This is a genomic window from Samsonia erythrinae (assembly GCF_004342665.1).
Classification (GTDB): Bacteria; Pseudomonadota; Gammaproteobacteria; order Enterobacterales; family Enterobacteriaceae; genus Samsonia; species Samsonia erythrinae.
The window spans coordinates 201,201-222,354 of the sequence record NZ_SMBY01000006.1 but is presented as its reverse complement, the minus strand read 5'-3'; the positions used below and the strand labels follow the sequence as shown (position 1 = coordinate 222,354).

The window sequence follows — 21,154 nt, the reverse complement described above, 5'->3', positions numbered from 1 at the left end:
CGCGTTGCGGGCCATGCGTTGACAGGATGCGGCGATCGCTTATTTCGCGATCCTTTTGTATTTGATACGGTGCGGTTCCAGCGCTTCAGCACCCAGAGTGCGTTTCTTGTACTCTTCGTATTCGGTGAAGTTACCTTCGAAGAATTCCACTTTGCCTTCATCCTGATAATCCAGAATGTGCGTGGCGATGCGGTCAAGGAACCAGCGGTCATGCGAGATCACCATGGCGCAGCCTGGGAATTCCAACAGGGCGTTTTCCAGCGCGCGCAGGGTTTCAATATCCAAATCGTTGGTGGGTTCATCAAGCAGCAGCACGTTGCCGCCTACCTGTAACAGTTTTGCCAGATGCAGACGGCCACGTTCACCGCCGGATAGTTCACCAACGCGTTTGCCTTGATCAACCCCTTTGAAGTTGAAACGGCCAACGTAGGCGCGGCTCGGCATTTCAGTGTTGCCGATACGCATGATGTCCTGCCCGCCAGAGACTTCTTCCCAGACGGTTTTACTGTTGTCCATCGCGTCGCGGAACTGATCGACCGACGCCAGTTTTACGGTTTCTCCCAGCGCTATCGTCCCGCTATCTGGCTGTTCCTGACCGGATATCATACGGAACAGCGTCGATTTACCGGCGCCGTTCGGGCCGATAATGCCGACAATCGCTCCTTTGGGGATGGAGAAAGAGAGGCTGTCAATTAACTGGCGCTCGCCGTAGGCTTTACTGAGGTTGGTGACCTCCAGCACTTTATCCCCAAGGCGAGGTCCAGGCGGAATAAACAGCTCGTTGGTTTCGTTACGTTTCTGGTATTCCGTATTGTTCAGCTCTTCAAAGCGCGCCAGACGTGCCTTGCCTTTGGACTGACGGCCTTTAGTGCCCTGACGCACCCATTCCAGCTCTTTCTCAATGGACTTGCGGCGCGCGGCCTCCTGAGAGGCTTCCTGCGCCAGACGCTGATCTTTTTGCTCCAGCCAGGACGAGTAGTTGCCTTCCCAGGGAATACCTTCACCACGGTCCAGTTCCAGAATCCAGCCCGCGACGTTATCGAGGAAATACCGGTCGTGGGTGATCGCCACAACGGTTCCTTCGAAGTCGTGCAGGAAGCGTTCCAGCCAGGCTACCGATTCGGCGTCCAGGTGGTTGGTCGGCTCGTCGAGCAGTAGCATGTCGGGTTTTTCCAGCAGCAGGCGGCACAGCGCCACGCGGCGACGCTCACCCCCGGACAGGTTGGCGATCTTCGCGTCCCACTCAGGCAGACGCAGGGCATCCGCTGCGCGCTCCAACTGGTTATTGAGGTTGTGGCCGTCGTGCGCCTGAATGATCTCTTCCAGCTTACCTTGCTCTGCGGCCAGTTTATCAAAGTCCGCATCTGGGTCGGCATACAGCGCATAAACTTCATCAAGGCGCTTGAGCGCCGTCACGACGTCGGAAACCGCTTCTTCCACCGATTCACGCACGGTGTGTTCAGGATTTAATTGCGGCTCCTGCGGTAAATAGCCGATTTTGATGCCAGGCTGCGGGCGAGCTTCGCCTTCAATGTCCGTATCAATGCCAGCCATAATACGCAGCAGCGTCGATTTACCGGCTCCGTTCAGCCCCAGTACGCCGATCTTGGCTCCGGGGAAAAAACTGAGGGAGATGTTTTTCAGAATGTGACGCTTCGGCGGAACGACCTTACCGACGCGGTGCATGGTATAAACATATTGAGCCACGTTGCGACTTCGCCTCTCTCTTATTTGGTGTGATTTGCCACACTTGGGGGACCCTATGCAGCATTGTACTGTCAAGGAACCCCCTTGGCAGCGATAGACTATCCCGATCGCTGAGTGTAACGGGTTTCAGTCTGCGATCCCAGCTATCCGGCGATCCGCCGTCGCCAATCTGAGACGTCTGTCTGGCTGATGAATTCAGAATCGGTTTACGGATCCGCGTATCGTTGTTTGCCATGATATGCCACACTGGATCTTGCTAGTATAAAGGTATCGATACGATGAAGGATACCGATAGCAGGTTCGATAACGGATAGAGGTGCAGGCGATGAAAGCGGGTCATTGGTGGTACGCCGTTGCGGCGATATGTCTGGTCGGGGCTTCTGGCCACGTACTGGCGGATTCTCTGGATGAACAGCGCCAGCGTTATCAACAGGTCAGACAGGCGTGGGACAACAACCAGATGGACACGGTGGCGCAGCTAATGCCGACGCTACGCGGCTACCCGCTTTATCCTTATCTTGAATACCGCTCGCTCACGCAGGATCTGAGTCAGGTCAGCGCGACGCAGGTGAAGCGGTTTATTGAGACGCACCCGACCTTGCCCCCTGCCCGTAATCTTGCCAACAGTTTCGTCAATGAACTCGCCCGTCGTCAGGACTGGCGCGGATTGCTGGCATTTAGCCCGCAGCCGCCGAAGCCGGTCAGCGCCCGCTGTAACTTCTATTATGCTCAGTGGGCCACCGGGCAGCGTCAGGGCGTGTGGGAGGCGACTCGCGATATCTGGCTGACCGGGCGTTCGCTTCCCGCCGTGTGCGATAAGCTCTTTTCCGTCTGGCAGCAGGCGGGCGAGCAAACGCCGCTGACGACGCTGGAACGCGTTCGTCTGGCGATGGACGAAGGCAGCGGCAGTCTGGTGAGTTACCTGATAAAGCAATTGCCTGACGAGTATAAAACGATGGGCGATGCGCTGCTCAAATTACAGCGCGATCCGAACTCGCTGGAGAGCTTTGCCCGTACCGTTGGGCCAACGGATTTCACGCGTAAAATCACGCTATCGGCCTTTACCCGTGTGGCGCGTCAGGATGCCGACAATGCCCGCTCGATGCTGCCGGTTATCGTCCGCTTGCAGAAAATGAGTGCGGCGGAACGCCAGAGCATGGAAGAAACTATCGCCTGGCGTTTGATGGGCAATGACGCCACGCCAGAGCAGGCGCGGTGGCGGGACAGCGTGGTACAGCGGAGCGCGTCGACTACGTTACTGGAACGTCGGGTGCGTATGGCGCTGGGAACGGGCGATCGTCAGGGGCTGATAAGCTGGATGGCGCGTTTGCCGACGGAGACATTGCAAAAAGATGAATGGCGCTACTGGCGCGCGATCGTCCTGCTGGATCAAGGCAAACGTCAGGAAGGCGAGACATTATTACGTGGCCTGATGCAGGCGCGCGGGTTTTACCCGATGGTGGCGGCGCAGCGTCTTCATGAGCGTTACCCGATGACCATTATGACGGCGGTGAAGCCGGACCCTTCTTTATCTCAGCTACCGGAAGTCGCCCGCGTGCGGGAACTGATGTTTTGGCAGATGGATAATCTGGCGCGCAGCGAGTGGGTCGGTCTGGTGGCCAATCACAGCAGGCCACAGCAGGAAGCGCTGGCTCGCTATGCGTTTGAACAGCGCTGGGCTGATTTGAGCGTTCAGGCCACGATTGTTGCAAAGCTATGGGATCATCTGGAGGAGCGCTTCCCGCTGGCCTGGAACGATGTATTTCGTCGTGAAACTCAGGGCAAAGGGATTAGCCAGAGCTATGCGATGGCGATAGCCCGTCAGGAGAGCGCCTGGAACCCGAAAGCGCGCTCGCCTGTCGGCGCATCGGGGCTCATGCAGTTGATGCCGGCCACGGCGCAACATACCGCCAAAATGAGCGATATCACGTTCTACACGAACAGCAGCCAACTGTTCGACCCTGAGACCAATATTCTGCTGGGAACACGCTATCTGGAGTCGGTGTATCAGACATTCGGTCATAACCGCATTTTGTCTTCCGCGGCATACAATGCCGGGCCGTCGCGTGTGAACGCCTGGTTGAAAAACAGCGCTGGGCGTATCGATGTCATCGCGTTTGTCGAAAGTATCCCGTTTTCGGAAACGCGCGGTTATGTAAAAAATGTGCTGGCTTATGATGTTTTCTACCGTTATTTCCTGCATCAACCAGCGAATGTGCTGACGGAGGGGGAATGGCAGCGGCGTTATTAAGCCCCCTATTGCGATCGTTTCCAAAATGTATGTTATCATGTCGTACTAGTTAAATAGTATGGTAGCCCGTTATGACTCCACTATCGCTGAATGACCCGGCACTCTCTGAACAAGACAATGCGCATTGGCTACGCTTTGTGGCGTTATTGCAGCAGTCTATCGAACAAGATCTCCAGTTGCCGCTGCTGCAACTGCTGCTGACGCCGGATGAGCGCGCCGCATTGGGGACGCGGGTCAAAATTGTGCAGGAGCTGATGCGGGGGGAAATGAGCCAGCGTGAGCTGAAAAGTGAACTGGGTGCGGGGATCGCCACGATTACTCGCGGTTCAAACAGTTTGAAAGCCGCGCCCCCCGCCTTGAAAAGCTGGCTGGAAGCGCAGTTGCTGTCAGCAGATAAATCGTCGAATAACGGCTCCTAGTCGTTACGATTTGGCGGCCTGAACAGGAATCTGGTAGATAGGGTTGTGGAACGGCACCAACGCCAGCAGCAGCGCCTGATGGTACACGCTGGTGCGTGACAATTTGCCGTCGGTAAAGACGCCGATGGCCCCGCCCTTGTGTTTAATATTCTGAATGCCCGTCAGACGCTCCATTTCATCACCTAACTCCCGCCCCTCGCGGATGCCATGTAATATACTGGCTGGTAGAACCAGACTGGCGGAGCGCGATTCGCCGCGCAGGTTGGTGTTTTCGATGACCATCCAGGCGAAGGTCATACTTTCTTCAATGCCGGCTTCTACACCGACCCAAAAATCGGCTTCTGGTCGTACCTGACGAGCCATCATAACGCGGTTTCTGGCGCCGGTTCGGGTTTCGGTCGAGCCGAGAGGCTGACGCGGGACGCCGCTGTCGACGTCAACGCCCTCAATGCGACAGTTTTCTGCGCCGAAGACGTCGTTAAATGCCAGAGTAATAGCCTTAATTTTTGCCGGGTTGGTAGTTGCAGCCACAACGTGATACATAACAGTTTCGTACCTTTAGTTAATTTGACGCAGTATAACGGAAAATAACCATGTTACAGGTATATCTTGTTCGCCACGGCGAAACCGAGTGGAATGTGTCTCGACGTATTCAAGGTCAATCGGACAGTGCGCTGACGCCAAGAGGCGAGCAGCAGGCGCAGCAGGTTGCTCAACGAATCAGGACGTTAGGGATCACGCATATTCTTACCAGCGATCTTGGCCGGACATGCCAGACAACGGAAATCATCGCTAAATCTTGTGATGATTGCCAGATAATCCTGGAGCCTCGGTTGCGTGAACTGAATATGGGTGTATTGGAAGCACGCGATCTGGATGCGTTAACCGCAGAAGAAGAGGGGTGGCGCAGACAGCTGGTTGATGGTACGCCAGATGGTCGCATCCCGGAAGGCGAATCGATGGAGGAGGTGGCCGCGCGCATGCATCGGGTGCTGGATCGTTGTCTGGAATTGCCCGCGGGAAGTCGGCCGCTTTTGGTCAGTCACGGTATGGCGCTGGGGTGCCTGCTCAGTACAGTCCTGGGATTACCGGCATCGGCAGAGCGTCGCCTGCGCCTGCGCAACTGCTCCTTGTCGCGCATCGACTATCAGCAAAGTCCGTGGCTGGCGCCAGGCTGGGTGGTCGAAACAGCCGGGGATATCGCTCATTTGGATATCCCGGCACTGGATGAGCTACAGCGCTGATAAAAGTTCAGTGTGCTGGATGGGGATAAGATATTCGCAGCGGATGATTTCTGGGATCTCTTCATCGGGTTCGCGTTTGGTGTAAAAACGCTCGGCGTCAAAGCCTTTTCGGCGTGTGAGTTGGAAGGTCGGCAGACAGGTATCGTACAGCGTAATGATAAAATCCTGTAGTTCGTCTGTCGGCCCTTCAAAGACGAACAGCGCATAGTCGCCGCCCGGGAGCGTAATCGGTTCACCCGTATGGACATCGTCAGGCAGATACTTCGGTTCCAGTGCGGTGGTGTAGAGCACTTCCTGTTCGTCGTCTTTTTCTTTACTCGGCTGTGAATGATGTAATCCATAAAGGACGGGCGGAATGGTGCGGGTTTCCCCTAAAAACTGGCGCCAGTAGTGGACGCGAATTTCCGATCGGAAGTTACAGATTTGCTCAAGGCGGCAGTTATAGGTCTGCGTTATCCCGAGAAGTTTGGTTTCCGGGAGTGTGACAAATTGTGGCTGCGGCAGGGTAAATTCACCGAGCCGGATCGGCGGATGAATGCCGCGCGTATTCCAGTTATCGGAGCGACGATAAGAGGCGGGCGTTTGGGCAAACTGTTTTTTGAACGCGCGGGTAAAGGTTTGTTGTGAATCAAAACGGTACTGAAGGGCAATGTCGAGGATAGGGCGACTGGTCAGGCAAAGTGCAACCGCCGCTTTTGTTAGTCGTCGTGCACGAATATACGAACCAATGGCGTGGCCTGTTACATCTTTGAACATTCTTTGGAGATGCCACTTGGAATAACCTGCTTTTGCCGCCACATGATCAAGGGATAGCGGCTGATCGAGATGGCTTTCCAGCCAGTTAAGCAAATCACGAATGATACCGGCTTGATCCATAGTCTTCCTCATCAAACACATTGAACGCGAACTTATTGAGATTCCGCATCATAGCAATATTTTCACTTTGATACTGCCGAAGATTTTTGAAAATATACCGCAGGTAATTTGGATAAGGGGAGTAGTTATAGCGATTTATTTTGCATACTCCCTTTTTATTGTAGTTATTAATTGTCGATCATAAATTATCGTAGAGTCTGAAATATGAACATGAAACAAATCATAAGGTTGGGGTTGCTGTGTTCTGTCATTGGCGTGGCCCATGCAGAAGAGATTGGGTCTGTCGATACGACCTTTAAGTTACTGGGGCCGGATCATAAGATCGTGGTGGAGGCCTTTGACGATCCCGACGTTTCAAACGTGACCTGCTACATTAGCCGGGCTAAAACCGGCGGAATCAAAGGGGGATTAGGTCTGGCGGAGGATACGTCGGATGCTGCCATTTCCTGCCAGCAGGTTGGGCCGATTACCCTGTCCGATAAAATCCAAAACGGCGGCAATCGTGGCGTCGTGGTGTTCCAGAAAAGAACATCATTGGTGTTCAAGAAATTGCAGGTGGTTAGGTTTTACGATAAAAAGCGCAATGCGCTGGTTTATCTCACTTACTCCGATCGACTGGTTGAGGGGTCGCCAAAAAATGCGTTAAGCGCGGTGCCGGTGATGCCGTGGGGGAAGAGTGAGTAACGAACGATAAGAAGAGTGAAAACAGCCGGAACAGCGCCTGTTCCGGCTGAATGGGATTAGTTTTCCAGATCGCCGCAAAAACGGTAGCCTTCCCCGTGGATCGTGGCGATGATCTCCGGCGTATCTGCCGTGGACTCGAAATGCTTGCGAATGCGGCGGATCGTTACGTCAACGGTGCGATCATGCGGCTTGAGCTCGCGACCGGTCATTTTCTTCAGCAACTCGGCGCGAGACTGGATCTTGCCCGGGTTTTCACAGAAATGCAGCATGGCGCGGAATTCGCTACGCGGAAGCTTATATTGCTCGCCTGTCGGGCTAATCAGCGAGCGGCTGTTGATATCCAGCTCCCAACCGTTGAAACGATAGCTTTCCACCAGACGACGCTCTTCGGTGACGCTGCCCAGATTCATGGTGCGTGACAGAAGGTTACGTGCGCGGATCGTCAGCTCACGTGGGTTGAATGGCTTGGTGATGTAATCATCCGCACCGATTTCCAAACCGAGGATCTTGTCGACCTCATTATCACGACCGGTCAGGAACATTAAAGCGACCGCCGCCTGTTCACGCAGTTCACGCGCCAGCAACAGACCGTTTTTCCCCGGCAGGTTGATGTCCATGATCACCAGATTGATGTCATTTTCGGATAAAATGTGGTGCATTTCTGCGCCGTCAGTGGCCTCGTAAACAACGTATCCTTCCGCCTCAAAAATGCTTTTGAGGGTATTACGAGTTACCAACTCGTCTTCAACAATAAGAATGTGCGGCGTCTGCATGTTTGCTACCTAAAATTGCCAACTTAAATTATAGAAATCGGAAGTACAGAAGTCGCTGTCATACCCTGCTGGCTTCTGGTTACAAAACCAGTTATTCCGGGTATTTCCCTGGAGCTTTTCGAGGTAAATCTACACTCTCGCTCAACATCAGACTCAAGTACGTAAATTGCGTTACTGGTGTTCATTTTCTACCCGTTTAGATGTACGTCTAACGGGTGAGTGTGGCGCTAATTTCACTATGCGCCCAAAGTAGCGCACAGTTTAACCTCATTAACAGCAACATAACAGCAAGCACTGATTTTGCTTGTTGATAAATCTACGGTTCTGTTGACATATATCAAATTTCATTTTAGCACGTTAACTATTTTGTGATAAACACTTATAGGATTGCTAGTTTACGTCACAATTTAGCGCTTTTTATGAACGATTGCGCCCGGCAAATGCCAATGATGATGATTGAGGCAACCTGGTCGACGGAAGATTTAGCAATTCATTGAAATAATGAAACTTATCTTGTTTTCCCTTTGGTATTTCCCTCCGATCCCACCGTTTGGGCGTCATTGATGTATCCTACCGAAAGCCGCGTTGATGCCTGAAATTCTGTTGGGTTATTGTTAATTTTCCTGCGGCAACCGTTGTGTTCAAGATTGTTGATTGATGGCGGGCGGCGTAGCGGCAGTGTGTTTGTAATCCGTATTGGGGAGAATATGCAGTTTCATATTATTTTGGTTGAGCCCGCACGGGCAGAGAACGTAGGGGCGGCTGCCCGTGCGATGAAAACGATGGGATTTCGCAGCTTGCGTATTGTCGGCAGCGTTGCGCATCAGGATCCGGCGGCACGCTGGGTTGCGCATGGGTCGGGGGATATTCTGGATGGCGTACAGACATTTCCCTCGCTTGCCGCGGCGCTCAAGGATGTCGATTTTACGGTAGCCGCCACCGCGCGTAGCCGGGCCAAATTTCGCTATTACTGCACGCCAACTGAACTGACTGGCGTATTGCAAGAGAAGGCGGCGTGGATGGCTTCAGCGGCGCTGGTATTTGGCCGGGAAGATGTCGGCCTGACGAATGAAGAACTGGAACTGGCGGATGTGTTGACGGGCGTGCCGATGAATGCGGATTACCCCTCGCTGAATCTTGGTCAGGCGGTGATGGTGTATTGTTACCAACTGGCGGCGCTGATGCAGGTCGAACCGCAGAAGGCATGGATTCCGGACGCCGGTCAATTATTGGCGCTGCGCGATCGTCTGGATCGGCTACTGGTGAATTTGGCGGTAGCAGAGGATGAGAAACTACGTAACTGGCTGCATCAGCGTCTGGGTCGTTTAGAGCAACGAGATACGGCAATGCTCCATCGCTTGTTGCATGATATTGAAAAAAAGCTGTCAAAATAAGATAGCGGTAATGATTTTGTTTACAGTTGAACCTGTTGAAGGCGGTATTTCAGCAACAATTCATGCGGTTTATTCCTGTTTCGGCAGTGGCTTTAGCCGCAAGCAGATTGTGTCCGTTAAGAAGAAAAAAAAGAAATCCATTGACTTCAAAGGGCGATTGCCCTAACTAATAGGGCAGATAACATGACTTTTAATGAGACTCGATTTAGCATGCGCACTATCAGCCTGATCGCCACGATTATTATTACCATCACCGGTACAACCAGTAACGGTGCGGGCTGACGCATATAAAGAATCCAGAAAAAGCCCGCACCGAATAGTGCGGGCTTTTTTTTTACGGCAGGTTATCCCTCATTGCCGCTGTTTGCGGTTTATATAAAGACGCTTCCGGTGTTTAGGTTGGCAGAAATTCAGGAGAAGAAATAAAAATGCGAGTGTTGAAATTTGGCGGGACTTCAGTAGCGAATGCGGAGCGCTTTGCTCGCGTTGCCGATATTATCGAAAACAACGCGCGTCAGGGGCAGGTGGCGACCGTCTTGTCCGCACCGGCAAAAATTACCAACCATCTGGTGGCCATGATTGAGAAAACCGTCGCCGGGCTCGATATCCTGCCTCATTTGAACGACGCGGAAACGATCTTCTCTTCGCTGCTGCAAGGTCTGGCCGAATCTCAACCCGGTTTTGACTCCGCGCGCCTTAAGACGCTGGTGGAGCAGGAATTTGCACAGTTGAAGCATGTTCTGCATGGCATCGCGCTGTTAGGCCAGTGCCCTGACAGCGTGAACGCTTCGATTATCTGCCGGGGGGAAAAACTGTCTATCGCCATCATGGAAGCGGTCTTTCAGGCCCGCGGCTATGGCGTATCGGTGATCGATCCGGTTGAGAAGCTACTGGCGCAAGGACATTATCTGGAATCCGCCGTGGATATTGTCGAGTCGACTCGCCGTATCGCTGAGAGCGCGATTCCAAAAGATCATGTGATCCTGATGGCGGGCTTTACCGCTGGCAACGAAAAGGGCGAACTGGTGGTGCTGGGGCGTAACGGTTCGGATTACTCCGCCGCCGTCCTCGCCGCGTGTTTGCGGGCGGACTGCTGTGAAATCTGGACGGATGTCGACGGCGTTTATACCTGCGATCCGCGTCAGGTGCCGGATGCGCGGTTACTGAAGTCGATGTCCTATCAGGAGGCGATGGAGCTGTCCTATTTCGGCGCCAAAGTTCTCCACCCCCGTACCATCGCCCCCATTGCCCAGTTCCAGATCCCCTGCCTAATCAAAAACACCGAAAACCCTCAGGCTCCCGGCACGCTGATCGGCGTAGACTGCACCGACACGCAGTACCCGGTGAAAGGCATCACCAACCTGAATAATATGGCGATGATCAACGTATCGGGTCCCGGCATGAAAGGCATGATCGGGATGGCCGCGCGCGTGTTTGCTGCGATGTCGCGCGCAGGTATCTCGGTCGTGCTGATCACGCAGTCTTCCTCTGAATACAGCATTAGTTTTTGCGTATCGCAAAACGAACTGGCGCGCGCTCGAAAAACGCTGGAAGACGAATTCTATCTGGAACTGAAAGAAGGACTTTTGGAACCGCTGGATGTGATGGAGCGTCTGGCGATCCTCTCTGTCGTGGGGGACGGCATGCGCACGCTGCGTGGTTTGTCGGCCCGTCTGTTTTCTGCGTTGGCGACGGCGAATATCAATATCGTGGCTATCGCACAGGGATCGTCCGAGCGTTCTATCTCCGTTGTGGTGAACAACGATGTCGCCACCACCGGCGTGCGCGTCGCGCACCAGATGCTGTTTAACACCGATCAGGTGATCGACGTGTTTGTCATTGGGGTGGGGGGCGTGGGCGGGGCGCTGTTGGAACAGATCCACCGTCAGCAGCCATGGCTTAAGGATAAACATATCGACCTGCGCGTGTGTGGGATTGCCAACTCGAAAGCTTTGCTGACCAATATCAACGGCATTGCGATGGATAACTGGCGTGAAGAACTGGCTAAGGCCCGTGAACCGTTCAATCTGGGGCGTCTGATTCGTCTGGTCAAAGAGTATCATCTGCTCAACCCGGTGATTGTCGACTGTACGTCGAATCAGGCCGTAGCCGATCAGTACGTTGATTTTCTGGCCGATGGCTTCCACGTCGTCACGCCAAACAAGAAGGCTAACACCGGTTCGATGAATTATTATCATCAGCTACGTAGCGCGGCGGCAAAATCCCGCCGTCGTTTCCTGTATGACACCAACGTCGGTGCAGGTCTGCCGGTGATTGAGAACCTGCAAAATCTGTTGAATGCGGGGGATGAGCTGATTCGCTTTACCGGCATTCTTTCCGGTTCGCTGTCGTTCATTTTCGGCAAGCTGGATGAGGGCATGTCGCTGTCGGAAGCGACCCGGCTGGCGAAAGAGAAAGGCTATACCGAACCCGATCCGCGTGACGATCTCTCGGGGATGGACGTCGCGCGTAAACTGCTGATTCTGGCGCGTGAGGCCGGTTATCAACTGGAACTGAGCGACATTGACGTGGAATCTGTCCTGCCAGCCAGTTTCGATGCCTCCGGCGATGTCGACAGCTTCATGCAACGCCTGCCGGCGATAGACGACGAGTTCGCCAGCCGCGTTGCACAAGCGCGCGATGCAGGTAAAGTGTTGCGCTATGTCGGCGTCATTGAAGAAGGTCGCTGCAAGGTCGAGATCGGTGCCGTTGGCGGCAACGATCCGCTGTTTAAAGTCAAAGATGGCGAAAATGCGCTGGCATTCTACAGCCGTTATTATCAGCCACTGCCGCTCGTATTACGCGGTTATGGCGCGGGTAACGATGTTACCGCTGCCGGTGTGTTCGCAGATTTGCTGCGCACTTTGTCATGGAAGTTGGGAGCATAATTATGGTTAAGGTGTATGCACCTGCATCAATCGGTAACGTCAGCGTGGGGTTTGATGTGCTGGGGGCTGCCGTTTCGCCCGTAGACGGTTCGCTGCTGGGGGATTGCGTCTCTGTTGAAGCCGCCGAACTGTTCAGCCTGCGTAACGAAGGACGTTTTGTCAGCAAATTGCCGGACAATCCAAAAGAAAACATCGTGTACCAATGTTGGGAGCGTTTCTGTCAGGAAATCGGCAAAACCGTGCCGGTGGCGATGACGCTTGAAAAAAATATGCCGATTGGCTCAGGACTCGGTTCCAGCGCCTGTTCTGTTGTCGCCGGGCTAATGGTGATGAACGAATTTTGCGGCAAGCCGCTGGATGACACCCGTTTACTGGCGCTGATGGGCGAACTGGAAGGGCGGATTTCCGGCAGTGTCCATTATGATAACGTCGCTCCGTGTTTTCTCGGCGGCGTCCAACTGATGTTGGAAGAAAACGGAATTATCAGCCAGCCTGTGCCATCGTTCGATGACTGGCTGTGGGTAATGGCCTATCCGGGGATCAAAGTATCAACCGCTGAAGCGCGCGCCATTCTGCCTGCGCAGTATCGTCGTCAGGATTGCATCAGCCATGGCCGCTATCTGGCGGGCTTCATCCATGCTTGTCATACCGGGCAGGCGAGTCTGGCGGCGAAATTGATGAAGGATGTCATCGCGGAGCCTTATCGTACTAAATTACTGCCCGGCTTTGCTGCTGCTCGCCAGGCAGCGGAAGATATTGGGGCGCTGGCCTGCGGTATTTCCGGCTCTGGTCCGACATTATTTTCCGTTTGCAACGATGTGGCCAGCGCACAGCGTCTGGCTGACTGGCTACGGGATAATTATTTGCAGAATGATGAAGGTTTTGTTCATATTTGCCGTCTGGATACGACTGGCGCACGACAACTGGGATAACGCATGAAACTGTACAATCTTAAAGATCATAACGAGCAGGTCAGTTTTGCTCAGGCCATCAAGCAAGGGCTGGGGAGTCAGCAGGGATTATTTTTCCCGCAGGACCTGCCGGAATTTGATCGTAACGATATCGATGCGCTGCTGTCGCTGGATTTCGTGACGCGTAGCAGCCGTATTCTGTCTGCGTATATCGGCGATGAAATCGCGCCGGAAACGGTGTTCGAGCGTGTCAAAGCCGCCTTTGCGTTTCTGGCGCCCGTCGCGCCAGTGGCAGAAGATATCGCCACTCTGGAACTGTTCCACGGCCCGACGCTGGCGTTTAAAGACTTTGGCGGCCGTTTTATGGCGCAGATGCTGACTGAAGTCTCCGGTGATGAGAAAATCACCATTCTGACGGCCACCTCTGGCGATACCGGGGCGGCGGTTGCACATGCGTTTTACGGACTGGAAAACGTTCGCGTTGTCATCCTTTACCCGCGTGGCAAGATCAGCCCATTGCAGGAAAAACTGTTCTGTACGCTGGGGGGAAATATTCACACTGTCGCCATCGATGGCGATTTCGACGCCTGTCAGGCGCTGGTGAAAAAAGCCTTTGATGATGAAGCGTTGAAAAAGGCCATTGGCCTGAACTCCGCGAACTCGATCAATATCAGCCGCCTGCTGGCGCAAATTTGCTACTACTTCGAAGCGGTGGCGCAACTGCCGCAGGCGGCGCGTAATCAGCTGGTGGTTTCCGTGCCGAGCGGTAACTTTGGCGACCTGACCGCCGGGCTGCTGGCGAAATCCCTGGGACTGCCGATTAAGCGCTTCATCGCTGCGACTAATGCGAATGACACTGTTCCGCGCTTCCTGAGCAGCGGGAATTGGGAACCGAATAAAACGGTGGCAACGTTATCCAATGCGATGGATGTGAGCCAGCCGAACAACTGGCCGCGCGTGGAAGAGCTGTTCCGGCGTAAAAACTGGCAGTTAAACATGCTGGGCTTCGGCGCGGTGAGCGATGAGACCACGAAAGCCGCGATGCATGAGCTGGACGCCTTGGGTTACATCTCTGAACCCCATGCGGCGATTGCTTATCGCCTGCTGCGCGATCAACTGCAACCCGGTGAGTTCGGTCTGTTCCTGGGGACGGCGCACCCGGCAAAATTCAAGGAAAGCGTAGAAGCGATTCTGGGCAAAGAACTGGAATTGCCGGAGGCGCTGGCAGAGCGCGCCGGTCTGGATTTACTGTCGCATAACTTCCCGGATGATTTCGCGAAGCTGCGTGAGTTCCTGCTATCTCTGCCGGACTAAGTTGACGGCAAGGCGGCGTTTGCGCCGCCTTTCGCTTCAGGGCTATCTCACTGTTCGTGGCGTTTAAACACCAGCTCATCGGCAGACGACTCCGCCGCTTCAAAGGCGTAGCCTTCCAGATTAAAGGCCTGTAACTGCTCTGGTTGCGTCAGGCGGTTTTGAATAATAAAGCGACTCATCAGGCCGCGCGCTTTTTTGGCGTAAAAGCTGATCACTTTGAATTTGCCATTCTTCTCATCCAGAAATATGGGTTTGATCAAGCGGGCATTGAGCTTTTTCGGCTTCACGGCTTTGAAATACTCGTCCGAGGCCAGATTAATCAGTATATCGTCACCTTGCTCCCGCAGCGCCTGATTCAGCTTTTCAGTGATGATATCGCCCCAGAAACTGTAGAGATCGTTGCCGGATTTATTTTCCAGTTTGGTGCCCATTTCCAGTCTGTAAGGCTGCATCAAATCCAGCGGACGTAGCACGCCATACAGGCCTGACAGGATACGCAGATGCTGCTGTGCGAAATCGAAATCCTCTTCAGTGAAATTTTCTGCGGCTAATCCGGTGTAGACGTCACCCTTAAACGCCAATAGCGTCTGACGCGCATTCTCCGGCGTGAAGTTCGGTTGCCAATCATTAAAACGCCCGGCGTTCAGATCGGCCAGTTTATCGCTGATGCTCATCAGAGAGGCAATTTTTGCGGGCGTCAGAGTCTTACACTCGTCAATAAGCTGGCTGGAATAGTCGAGTAGCTCCGGCTGTGTGTAACGAGTGGTAGCCAACGGACTGGTATAGTCGAGCGTTTTTGCGGGTGAAAGAGTAATAAGCATGCGCCATATCCTGTCGGTCCGATTTTTGATTTTTCTACTATAGCAAGAACCCGATGAGAAAGTGGCGATAGCAACAATACGTTTCATCTTTCACGCGCCGTATTTTCTGTGGGGTGGGGCTGGAGGCGCCATTGCGGTAACGGTTTAGCAACGGATTAACGGCTGGCTTGCACGGTAAAGTGCGCGTGTTATTATCAGATTCTGGCAACACAGTCGGCCACCAGATTAGAGAATAAATCGATTATAATACGAGCTATTTTCATTCACGAGCACCATATACAAACAACGAGACATGCCAACATGACGGATAAATTGACCTCCCTACGCCAATTGACCACGGTTGTAGCTGATACCGGTGATATTGCGGCAATGAAACTGTACCAACCGCAAGATGCCACGACCAACCCTTCTCTGATTCTGAACGCTGCACAAATTCCTGAATACCGTAAGCTGATTGATGATGCTGTCGTTTGGGCGCGTGAGCAGAGCAGCGATCGCCAACAGCAGGTTGTGGATGCGACGGATAAGCTGGCGGTAAATATTGGTCTTGAAATTTTAAAATTGATCCCCGGCCGTATTTCCACCGAGGTGGATGCGCGTCTGTCTTATGACACCGAAGCCAGCGTGGCGAAGGCAAAGCGCCTGATCAAGTTGTACAACGATGCGGGCATTAGCAACGAGCGCATTCTGATTAAGCTGGCCTCAACCTGGCAGGGCATTCGTGCCGCTGAGCAACTGGAAAAAGAAGGTATTAACTGTAACCTGACGCTGCTGTTTTCCTTTGCCCAGGCGCGCGCCTGTGCGGAGGCGGGCGTGTTCCTGATTTCACCCTTCGTTGGCCGTATTCTTGACTGGTACAAAGCCAACGGCGACAAGAAAGCGTTCGAGCCGCATGAAGATCCGGGCGTGGTTTCCGTCAGCGAAATTTACAGCTATTACAAAGAACACGGTTATGAAACGGTGGTCATGGGCGCCAGCTTCCGTAACGTCGGTGAGATTCTGGAATTGGCAGGATGCGACCGCCTGACGATTGCTCCTGCGCTGTTAAAAGAACTGTCGGAAAGCGAAGGCGAAGTGGTGCGTAAACTTTCTTATACGGGAGACGTGAAGGTACGTCCGGCGAAAATGACGGAAGCGGAGTTCTACTGGCAGCATAATCAGGATCCGATGGCGGTTGATAAACTGGCCGATGGGATTCGTAAATTCGCCATCGACCAGGAAAAACTGGAAAAAATGATTGCGGATTTACTGTAAGTTTTCTGTTGATGAAAATAGCCGGAATACCGGCTATTTTTGTCTGTGCGCCGCGCCGGGGAGCTCTTAAATCTACCTTACCGTCGTATTACGTACTTTCTTCGCGATATAAAGCTTCTCATCCGCGCGTTTCATCACTTCACTCAGATCTTCCCCTGCAATATGGTACTCGACCAACCCGATACTGACCGCCAGCCAGATTTTTTCGTCTGCTGTTTCACAAGGGGTTGCGCTAATTCTTTCTCGCGCCCTTTCGACGATCTTATATGCATCCTCTAATTCAGTGTTCGGTAAAACGGCAGCAAATTCATCGCCGCCAATGCGGCCAAAAATATCTTCGCGCCGGAATGATTTTCTGAATGTATCGGCAACAAATTTCAAGGCATTGTCACCAGCGCAGTGACCAAAGTTATCGTTCACGAGTTTAAAATGATCAATATCAATGAGCATGACACAAACGGCGCGTCGGCTAAGTTTAGCAAGACTAAGGGCTTTATTGGCCGCCATAAAGAAAGCGTCTCGTCGCAGATAGCCGGTGAGATCGTCGTAACGCGCGAGGATGGGGAGTTCCACCAAATATTTCTTCGCCAGAAGCGACAACAGGCTACCTAACATGGCGCAAAGTAACACAATAATCAGGGTCGCAACGGCGGAGCCGGGGGACTCCATGTTTTCAAAAAATGAAGGCTGCTCTTCTACGGCTGAGGTTCTGATACGCACACCCAATAATTCATCAGTGGGGGAAAGCACGGGGAAAATTATAGTGAGTGTGTCTTTTCCTGCATATTCTCCAATCGATGGGAGTTTATTCTGGCAAATGCGGATAACTGCCATATCATTAAATGTCAGGTCGGATGAAGCTAAGCGATTAATACACTCGCTGCGCGTATCACGCGTATTAAATACAAATGTTCTCATGCGGGCTGAGACGTAGCTACCCGTTTTTCGGATGACATCATTCTCCGTAATTTCTCCTCCCGAATTATAGGATTCATACGTCTTGATGGTGGTATCCAGATTTTGTCGCTCGACCTTCCAAATGTTCTTATTGCCTTCATGCATAAGAAAAATAGTGATAAAAAAGGAAATAACCCCGAACAGAAAGAAGGCGGAGGTAGGATGTGAGAATAGTTTTAAGATCTTATACTTAAGGTCACTCATGGTTACTTCCTTGGTAAATACCTTAACTCATTCAAGATGCAGAAAAGCGGTAAGAGGAGGCGTCCCCGAACTTACGTCAGGTAAGTGATTCGTGAAGGAGGCACAGCCAATGCATATGCAACTTGAGGATGACAGGTATCGTTTTTTTCTACTTATAGTTGGCGATAAATAAGTGACTTAAGTTTACCATATTATCTGCTTTCCTGTGGGGTTCTATCACGCTCTGCGACCCGCTTCTCCGTTCCTGTGTTTATTTCGTAAAACCTAGTTTCCTGAGTGCCTATTTCTGTTGTTTGTTATTTCCATCACGTGAAATATTATCACCGGCTTATGCGGTTTTTTTGAAACGGCGTTTAATCGTTCTTATCAAATTGCGCATAATCCACCGTGTCACATTATCGGTGGTGCCGCGAGTACATTATCCGCGAAAATTCTGTACTGAACATATTGAATATCCTGATAAAATTGTTTCTCACTTCCCCAAATGACTCAAACTGAGGGAAAATCGGCGCTGATGCCGGTAAGGGATGAATAATCATTGACTTCGAGGTTTACTATGAACGTATTGCGTATTGGTTTGGTGTCGGTCTCCGATCGCGCATCCAGTGGGATTTATCAGGACAAAGGCATTCCTGAGCTTAAGGCATGGCTCAGCGCGGCCTTAAAGAGCCCTTTTGAGGTGGAAACGCGTCTGGTGCCGGATGAGCAACCGATGATCGAACAAACGCTGTGTGAACTGGTCGACGAGCGTGGCTGTCACTTGGTGCTGACAACCGGAGGAACCGGACCGGCGCGGCGCGATGTCACGCCCGACGCTACGTTGGCTGTTGCCGATCGGGAGATGCCGGGGTTTGGCGAACAAATGCGGCAGATCGGTCTGCGTTTCGTCCCGACCGCCATTCTCTCTCGTCAGGTTGGCGTGCTGCGTAAACAGGCGCTGATCCTAAACCTGCCGGGCCAACCGAAGTCGATTAAGGAAACGCTGGAAGGGTTAAAAGATGATAAGGGCACGGTGCTGGTGGCCGGGATTTTTGCCAGCATCCCGTATTGTATCCAACTGCTGGAAGGGCCTTACATTGAAACCCATGAGGATATCGTCGTCGCTTTTCGTCCTAAAAATGCCGTTCGCGAAATAAAAAACTGAAATCAGGCGATGTGAAACAAAGGGTTCAGTTTTGTTGCTGTAGCATAATTTTGCCAATATAGTAATTTTTACTTTACACTTCGCGGCGAAATTAACTCACACGCGGGCAATGCACGGTAACTTATGAATCAGGAACAACACGCCTACCACCGCCGGTTGAATCGGCAGGACTATAAAACGCTGTCTCTGGCTGCGCTGGGCGGCGCGTTAGAGTTTTACGATTTTATTATTTTTGTCTTCTTTGCCGCCGTTATTGGCGATCTCTTTTTCCCGCCGGATATCCCTGAGTGGCTGCGGCAGGTTCAGACTTTTGGTATTTTCGCCGCAGGCTATCTGGCCCGTCCCCTTGGGGGCATCATCATGGCGCACTTTGGCGATAAACGCGGGCGCAAGAAAATGTTCAGCCTGAGCATTTTAATGATGGCACTGCCGACATTGGCAATGGGGCTGTTGCCAACCTATGCCGCCATCGGTATTGCCGCGCCGTTATTATTGTTGTTGCTGCGCGTGCTGCAAGGGGCGGCGATCGGCGGTGAAGTCCCCGGTGCGTGGGTCTTCGTTGCCGAGCATGTGCCTCGTGCCCGTATTGGCTTTGCCTGCGGGACGCTGACTGCCGGGCTGACGATGGGGATTCTGCTGGGCTCGCTGGTCGCAACGCTACTGAATACGGTGTTTACGCCGGCGCAGATGTCGGACGGCGGCTGGCGCGTGCCGTTCTTTCTCGGCGGGGTATTTGGCCTTATTGCGATGTATCTGCGTCGCTGGCTACAGGAAACGCCCATTTTCATGGCAATGCAGGCGCAGAAAATGCTGGCGGAGGAGCTGCCGTTGAAGTCAGTCGTCTTAAACCACAAGCGTGCGGTTGTGGTTTCCATGTTGCTGACCTGGCTACTCTCTGCGTGCATTGTTGTCGCGATTTTGATGGCGCCGACCTACCTGCAAAAAGTGCACGGCATTCCTGCTGCGCTGGCACTACAGGCAAACTGTCTGGCGACCATTACGTTGATGGTCGGCTGCATCGGTTCGGGGCTGTTGGTTGATCGCTTCGGGGTCAGCAGCGTGTTTATCCCTGGGAGTGTGTTGTTGGCCGCATGCAACTGGTTTTTTTACAGTTCGGCGGCCAACAGTACGCTGTTACTCTTTGTCAGCTATGGCGCTGTGGGACTCAGCGTTGGCGTTGTTGGCATCGTGCCTTATGTCATGGTGCGGGCATTTCCGGCTGCCGTGCGGTTTTCAGGGATCTCGTTTTCCTACAATGTTTCCTATGCCATTTTTGGCGGCCTGACGCCCGTTTTTGTGACGTTAATCATGAAGGCGACGCCGCTGGCCCCGGCATTCTATGTGCTGGCGCTGGCCGCCGTGGGACTGCTGCTGGGGATTTACTTGCGACGCGACCTGAATGCCGATGCGGGATCTTTGGCCGACAGGGGCGAACATGGCCGTTCGCCCGTTGATGTGTGAACATATTTCCGTGAACGAAATACAATCGGGCTTTGCGTTGGCAAGGCCCGATTGCCGGGAATAGCGGGGAACTTAGTGGGATGCGCCACACGCGCCAATCGGCAGGACAGAGCGGCCAAACTTCTCGTTCAGCACTTCTGCCATTGCCAGATAAATGGCGCTGGCGCCACAGAGGATACCTTCGTAACCCGCGAAAGTGAGCAGCGCGTGGTTGCCGGTGAAGTTACCTACGGCCAGCAGAGCAAACAGTACGGTCAGGCTGCCGAAGACGAATTGCAGCATGCGGTTGCTGCCGAATGTGGCGAAAAACATAAACAGCGTGAAAACACCCCACAGGCCAAGGAAAACGCCAAGGAACTGAGCATCGCTGGCTTCCGCCAGACCCATTTTAGGCAGGACGAGAATGGCCACCAGCGTCAGCCAGAATGCGCCATAAGATGTAAACGCCGTCACGCCAAACGTATTCCCTTTTTTGTACTCCAGCAGGCCGGCCAGGATCTGGGCAATACCGCCGTAGAAGATACCCATGCTGAGAATAATGGAAGAAAGCGGGAAAAAGCCTGCGTTATGCAGGTTCAGAAGGATAGTGGTCATCCCGAAGCCCATCAGCCCTAATGGACCAGGATTCGCCAACGTGTTTGTGCTCATAAATCCTCTGCAATAACAGATTATTAATAGTCCCTTCGCGTTGGGCTCGTCAGTCTGGCGGTTGCCTTAAGCACGTTGGGATAGGTGTCGTTTAAGGTGTTATTACCCGCCATTTGTGTCGGGGTAACCCCTTGTTTCTACGGCGAGCGCGGCATCATATCGGGCGTTTGGAATGGATACAACATGAGTAAGACTGAATAGTTT

Annotated in this window: 19 protein-coding genes and 1 other annotated feature; of the genes, 12 read left to right on the top strand and 7 right to left on the bottom strand. The window is 52.9% G+C overall.

Annotated features, from left to right (window positions below; genetic code table 11):
* Positions 1-39: 39 nt before the first annotated feature.
* A complete protein-coding gene (gene ettA, locus EDC54_RS11735) occupies positions 40-1,707 on the bottom strand; it encodes an energy-dependent translational throttle protein EttA (RefSeq protein ID WP_132456370.1) in 1,668 nt (555 codons plus the stop codon).
* Positions 1,708-2,032: 325 nt separating this feature from the next.
* On the opposite strand from ettA, the gene sltY reads away from it, so the two are divergent.
* Both sltY and trpR read left to right on the top strand, forming a co-directional pair.
* A complete protein-coding gene (gene sltY, locus EDC54_RS11725; RefSeq protein ID WP_165904298.1) occupies positions 2,033-3,958 on the top strand; it encodes a murein transglycosylase in 1,926 nt (641 codons plus the stop codon).
* A 71-nt stretch (positions 3,959-4,029) separates the two neighbouring features.
* Complete coding sequence (gene trpR, locus EDC54_RS11720) at positions 4,030-4,377, top strand: trp operon repressor (RefSeq protein ID WP_132456364.1); 348 nt, start codon at positions 4,030-4,032, stop codon at positions 4,375-4,377.
* Between the two features lie 3 nt (positions 4,378-4,380).
* Here trpR and yjjX read toward each other — a convergent pair whose 3' ends face one another.
* Positions 4,381-4,920 (bottom strand): inosine/xanthosine triphosphatase, encoded by a 540-nt coding sequence (yjjX, locus tag EDC54_RS11715; protein ID WP_132456362.1) that lies wholly within the window; start codon positions 4,918-4,920, stop codon positions 4,381-4,383.
* A 50-nt stretch (positions 4,921-4,970) separates the two neighbouring features.
* On the opposite strand from yjjX, the gene gpmB reads away from it, so the two are divergent.
* Positions 4,971-5,621 (top strand): 2,3-diphosphoglycerate-dependent phosphoglycerate mutase GpmB, encoded by a 651-nt coding sequence (gpmB, locus tag EDC54_RS11710; protein WP_132456360.1) that lies wholly within the window; start codon positions 4,971-4,973, stop codon positions 5,619-5,621.
* On the opposite strand, the gene robA is transcribed toward gpmB, so the two are convergent.
* Positions 5,610-6,497 (bottom strand): MDR efflux pump AcrAB transcriptional activator RobA, encoded by an 888-nt coding sequence (robA, locus tag EDC54_RS11705; RefSeq protein ID WP_132456358.1) that lies wholly within the window; start codon positions 6,495-6,497, stop codon positions 5,610-5,612. The two genes, gpmB and robA, sit on opposite strands and share 12 nt — an antisense overlap.
* A gap of 204 nt (positions 6,498-6,701) precedes the next feature.
* Between robA and creA the strand changes: the two genes are divergently transcribed.
* A complete protein-coding gene (gene creA, locus EDC54_RS11700; RefSeq protein ID WP_132456356.1) occupies positions 6,702-7,181 on the top strand; it encodes a protein CreA in 480 nt (159 codons plus the stop codon).
* 56 nt (positions 7,182-7,237) lie between these two features.
* Here the strand turns inward: creA and arcA are convergent, their stop codons facing one another.
* Positions 7,238-7,954, bottom strand: a complete 717-nt coding sequence (gene arcA / locus EDC54_RS11695; RefSeq protein ID WP_132456354.1) for a two-component system response regulator ArcA — start codon at positions 7,952-7,954, stop codon at positions 7,238-7,240.
* Between the two features lie 707 nt (positions 7,955-8,661).
* Here arcA and EDC54_RS11690 point away from each other — a divergent pair.
* From EDC54_RS11690 to thrC, 5 genes are all read left to right on the top strand, one after another.
* Positions 8,662-9,348, top strand: a complete 687-nt coding sequence (locus EDC54_RS11690; protein ID WP_132456352.1) for a tRNA/rRNA methyltransferase — start codon at positions 8,662-8,664, stop codon at positions 9,346-9,348.
* 183 nt (positions 9,349-9,531) lie between these two features.
* On the top strand, positions 9,532-9,630 hold the full coding sequence (thrL, locus tag EDC54_RS18255; RefSeq protein ID WP_132456350.1) for a thr operon leader peptide: 99 nt from the start codon (positions 9,532-9,534) through the stop codon (positions 9,628-9,630).
* Positions 9,566-9,684 (top strand) — a sequence feature (Thr leader region). It overlaps the preceding gene by 65 nt.
* Positions 9,685-9,776: 92 nt before the next feature.
* Entirely contained in the window at positions 9,777-12,236 is a 2,460-nt protein-coding gene (thrA, locus tag EDC54_RS11680; protein ID WP_132456348.1) for a bifunctional aspartate kinase/homoserine dehydrogenase I, read from the top strand.
* Between the two features lie 2 nt (positions 12,237-12,238).
* Positions 12,239-13,168: a homoserine kinase gene (gene thrB / locus EDC54_RS11675; RefSeq protein ID WP_132456346.1), complete on the top strand. Its 930-nt coding sequence runs from the start codon at positions 12,239-12,241 to the stop codon at positions 13,166-13,168.
* A 3-nt stretch (positions 13,169-13,171) separates the two neighbouring features.
* Complete coding sequence (gene thrC / locus EDC54_RS11670; protein WP_132456344.1) at positions 13,172-14,461, top strand: threonine synthase; 1,290 nt, start codon at positions 13,172-13,174, stop codon at positions 14,459-14,461.
* A gap of 47 nt (positions 14,462-14,508) precedes the next feature.
* Here thrC and yaaA read toward each other — a convergent pair whose 3' ends face one another.
* Positions 14,509-15,282 (bottom strand): peroxide stress protein YaaA, encoded by a 774-nt coding sequence (yaaA, locus tag EDC54_RS11665; protein ID WP_132456342.1) that lies wholly within the window; start codon positions 15,280-15,282, stop codon positions 14,509-14,511.
* 300 nt (positions 15,283-15,582) lie between these two features.
* Here yaaA and tal point away from each other — a divergent pair, with 300 nt between their 5' ends.
* Entirely contained in the window at positions 15,583-16,536 is a 954-nt protein-coding gene (gene tal / locus EDC54_RS11660; RefSeq protein ID WP_132456340.1) for a transaldolase, read from the top strand.
* Positions 16,537-16,608: 72 nt separating this feature from the next.
* On the opposite strand, the gene EDC54_RS11655 is transcribed toward tal, so the two are convergent.
* Positions 16,609-17,697: a GGDEF domain-containing protein gene (locus EDC54_RS11655; protein WP_132456338.1), complete on the bottom strand. Its 1,089-nt coding sequence runs from the start codon at positions 17,695-17,697 to the stop codon at positions 16,609-16,611.
* A 556-nt stretch (positions 17,698-18,253) separates the two neighbouring features.
* Between EDC54_RS11655 and mog the strand changes: the two genes are divergently transcribed.
* A complete protein-coding gene (gene mog, locus EDC54_RS11650; RefSeq protein ID WP_132456336.1) occupies positions 18,254-18,841 on the top strand; it encodes a molybdopterin adenylyltransferase in 588 nt (195 codons plus the stop codon).
* Between the two features lie 123 nt (positions 18,842-18,964).
* Complete coding sequence (locus EDC54_RS11645) at positions 18,965-20,302, top strand: MFS transporter (protein WP_132456334.1); 1,338 nt, start codon at positions 18,965-18,967, stop codon at positions 20,300-20,302.
* A gap of 72 nt (positions 20,303-20,374) precedes the next feature.
* On the opposite strand, the gene satP is transcribed toward EDC54_RS11645, so the two are convergent.
* Positions 20,375-20,950 (bottom strand): acetate uptake transporter, encoded by a 576-nt coding sequence (gene satP / locus EDC54_RS11640; RefSeq protein WP_132456332.1) that lies wholly within the window; start codon positions 20,948-20,950, stop codon positions 20,375-20,377.
* Positions 20,951-21,154: the final 204 nt, after the last annotated feature.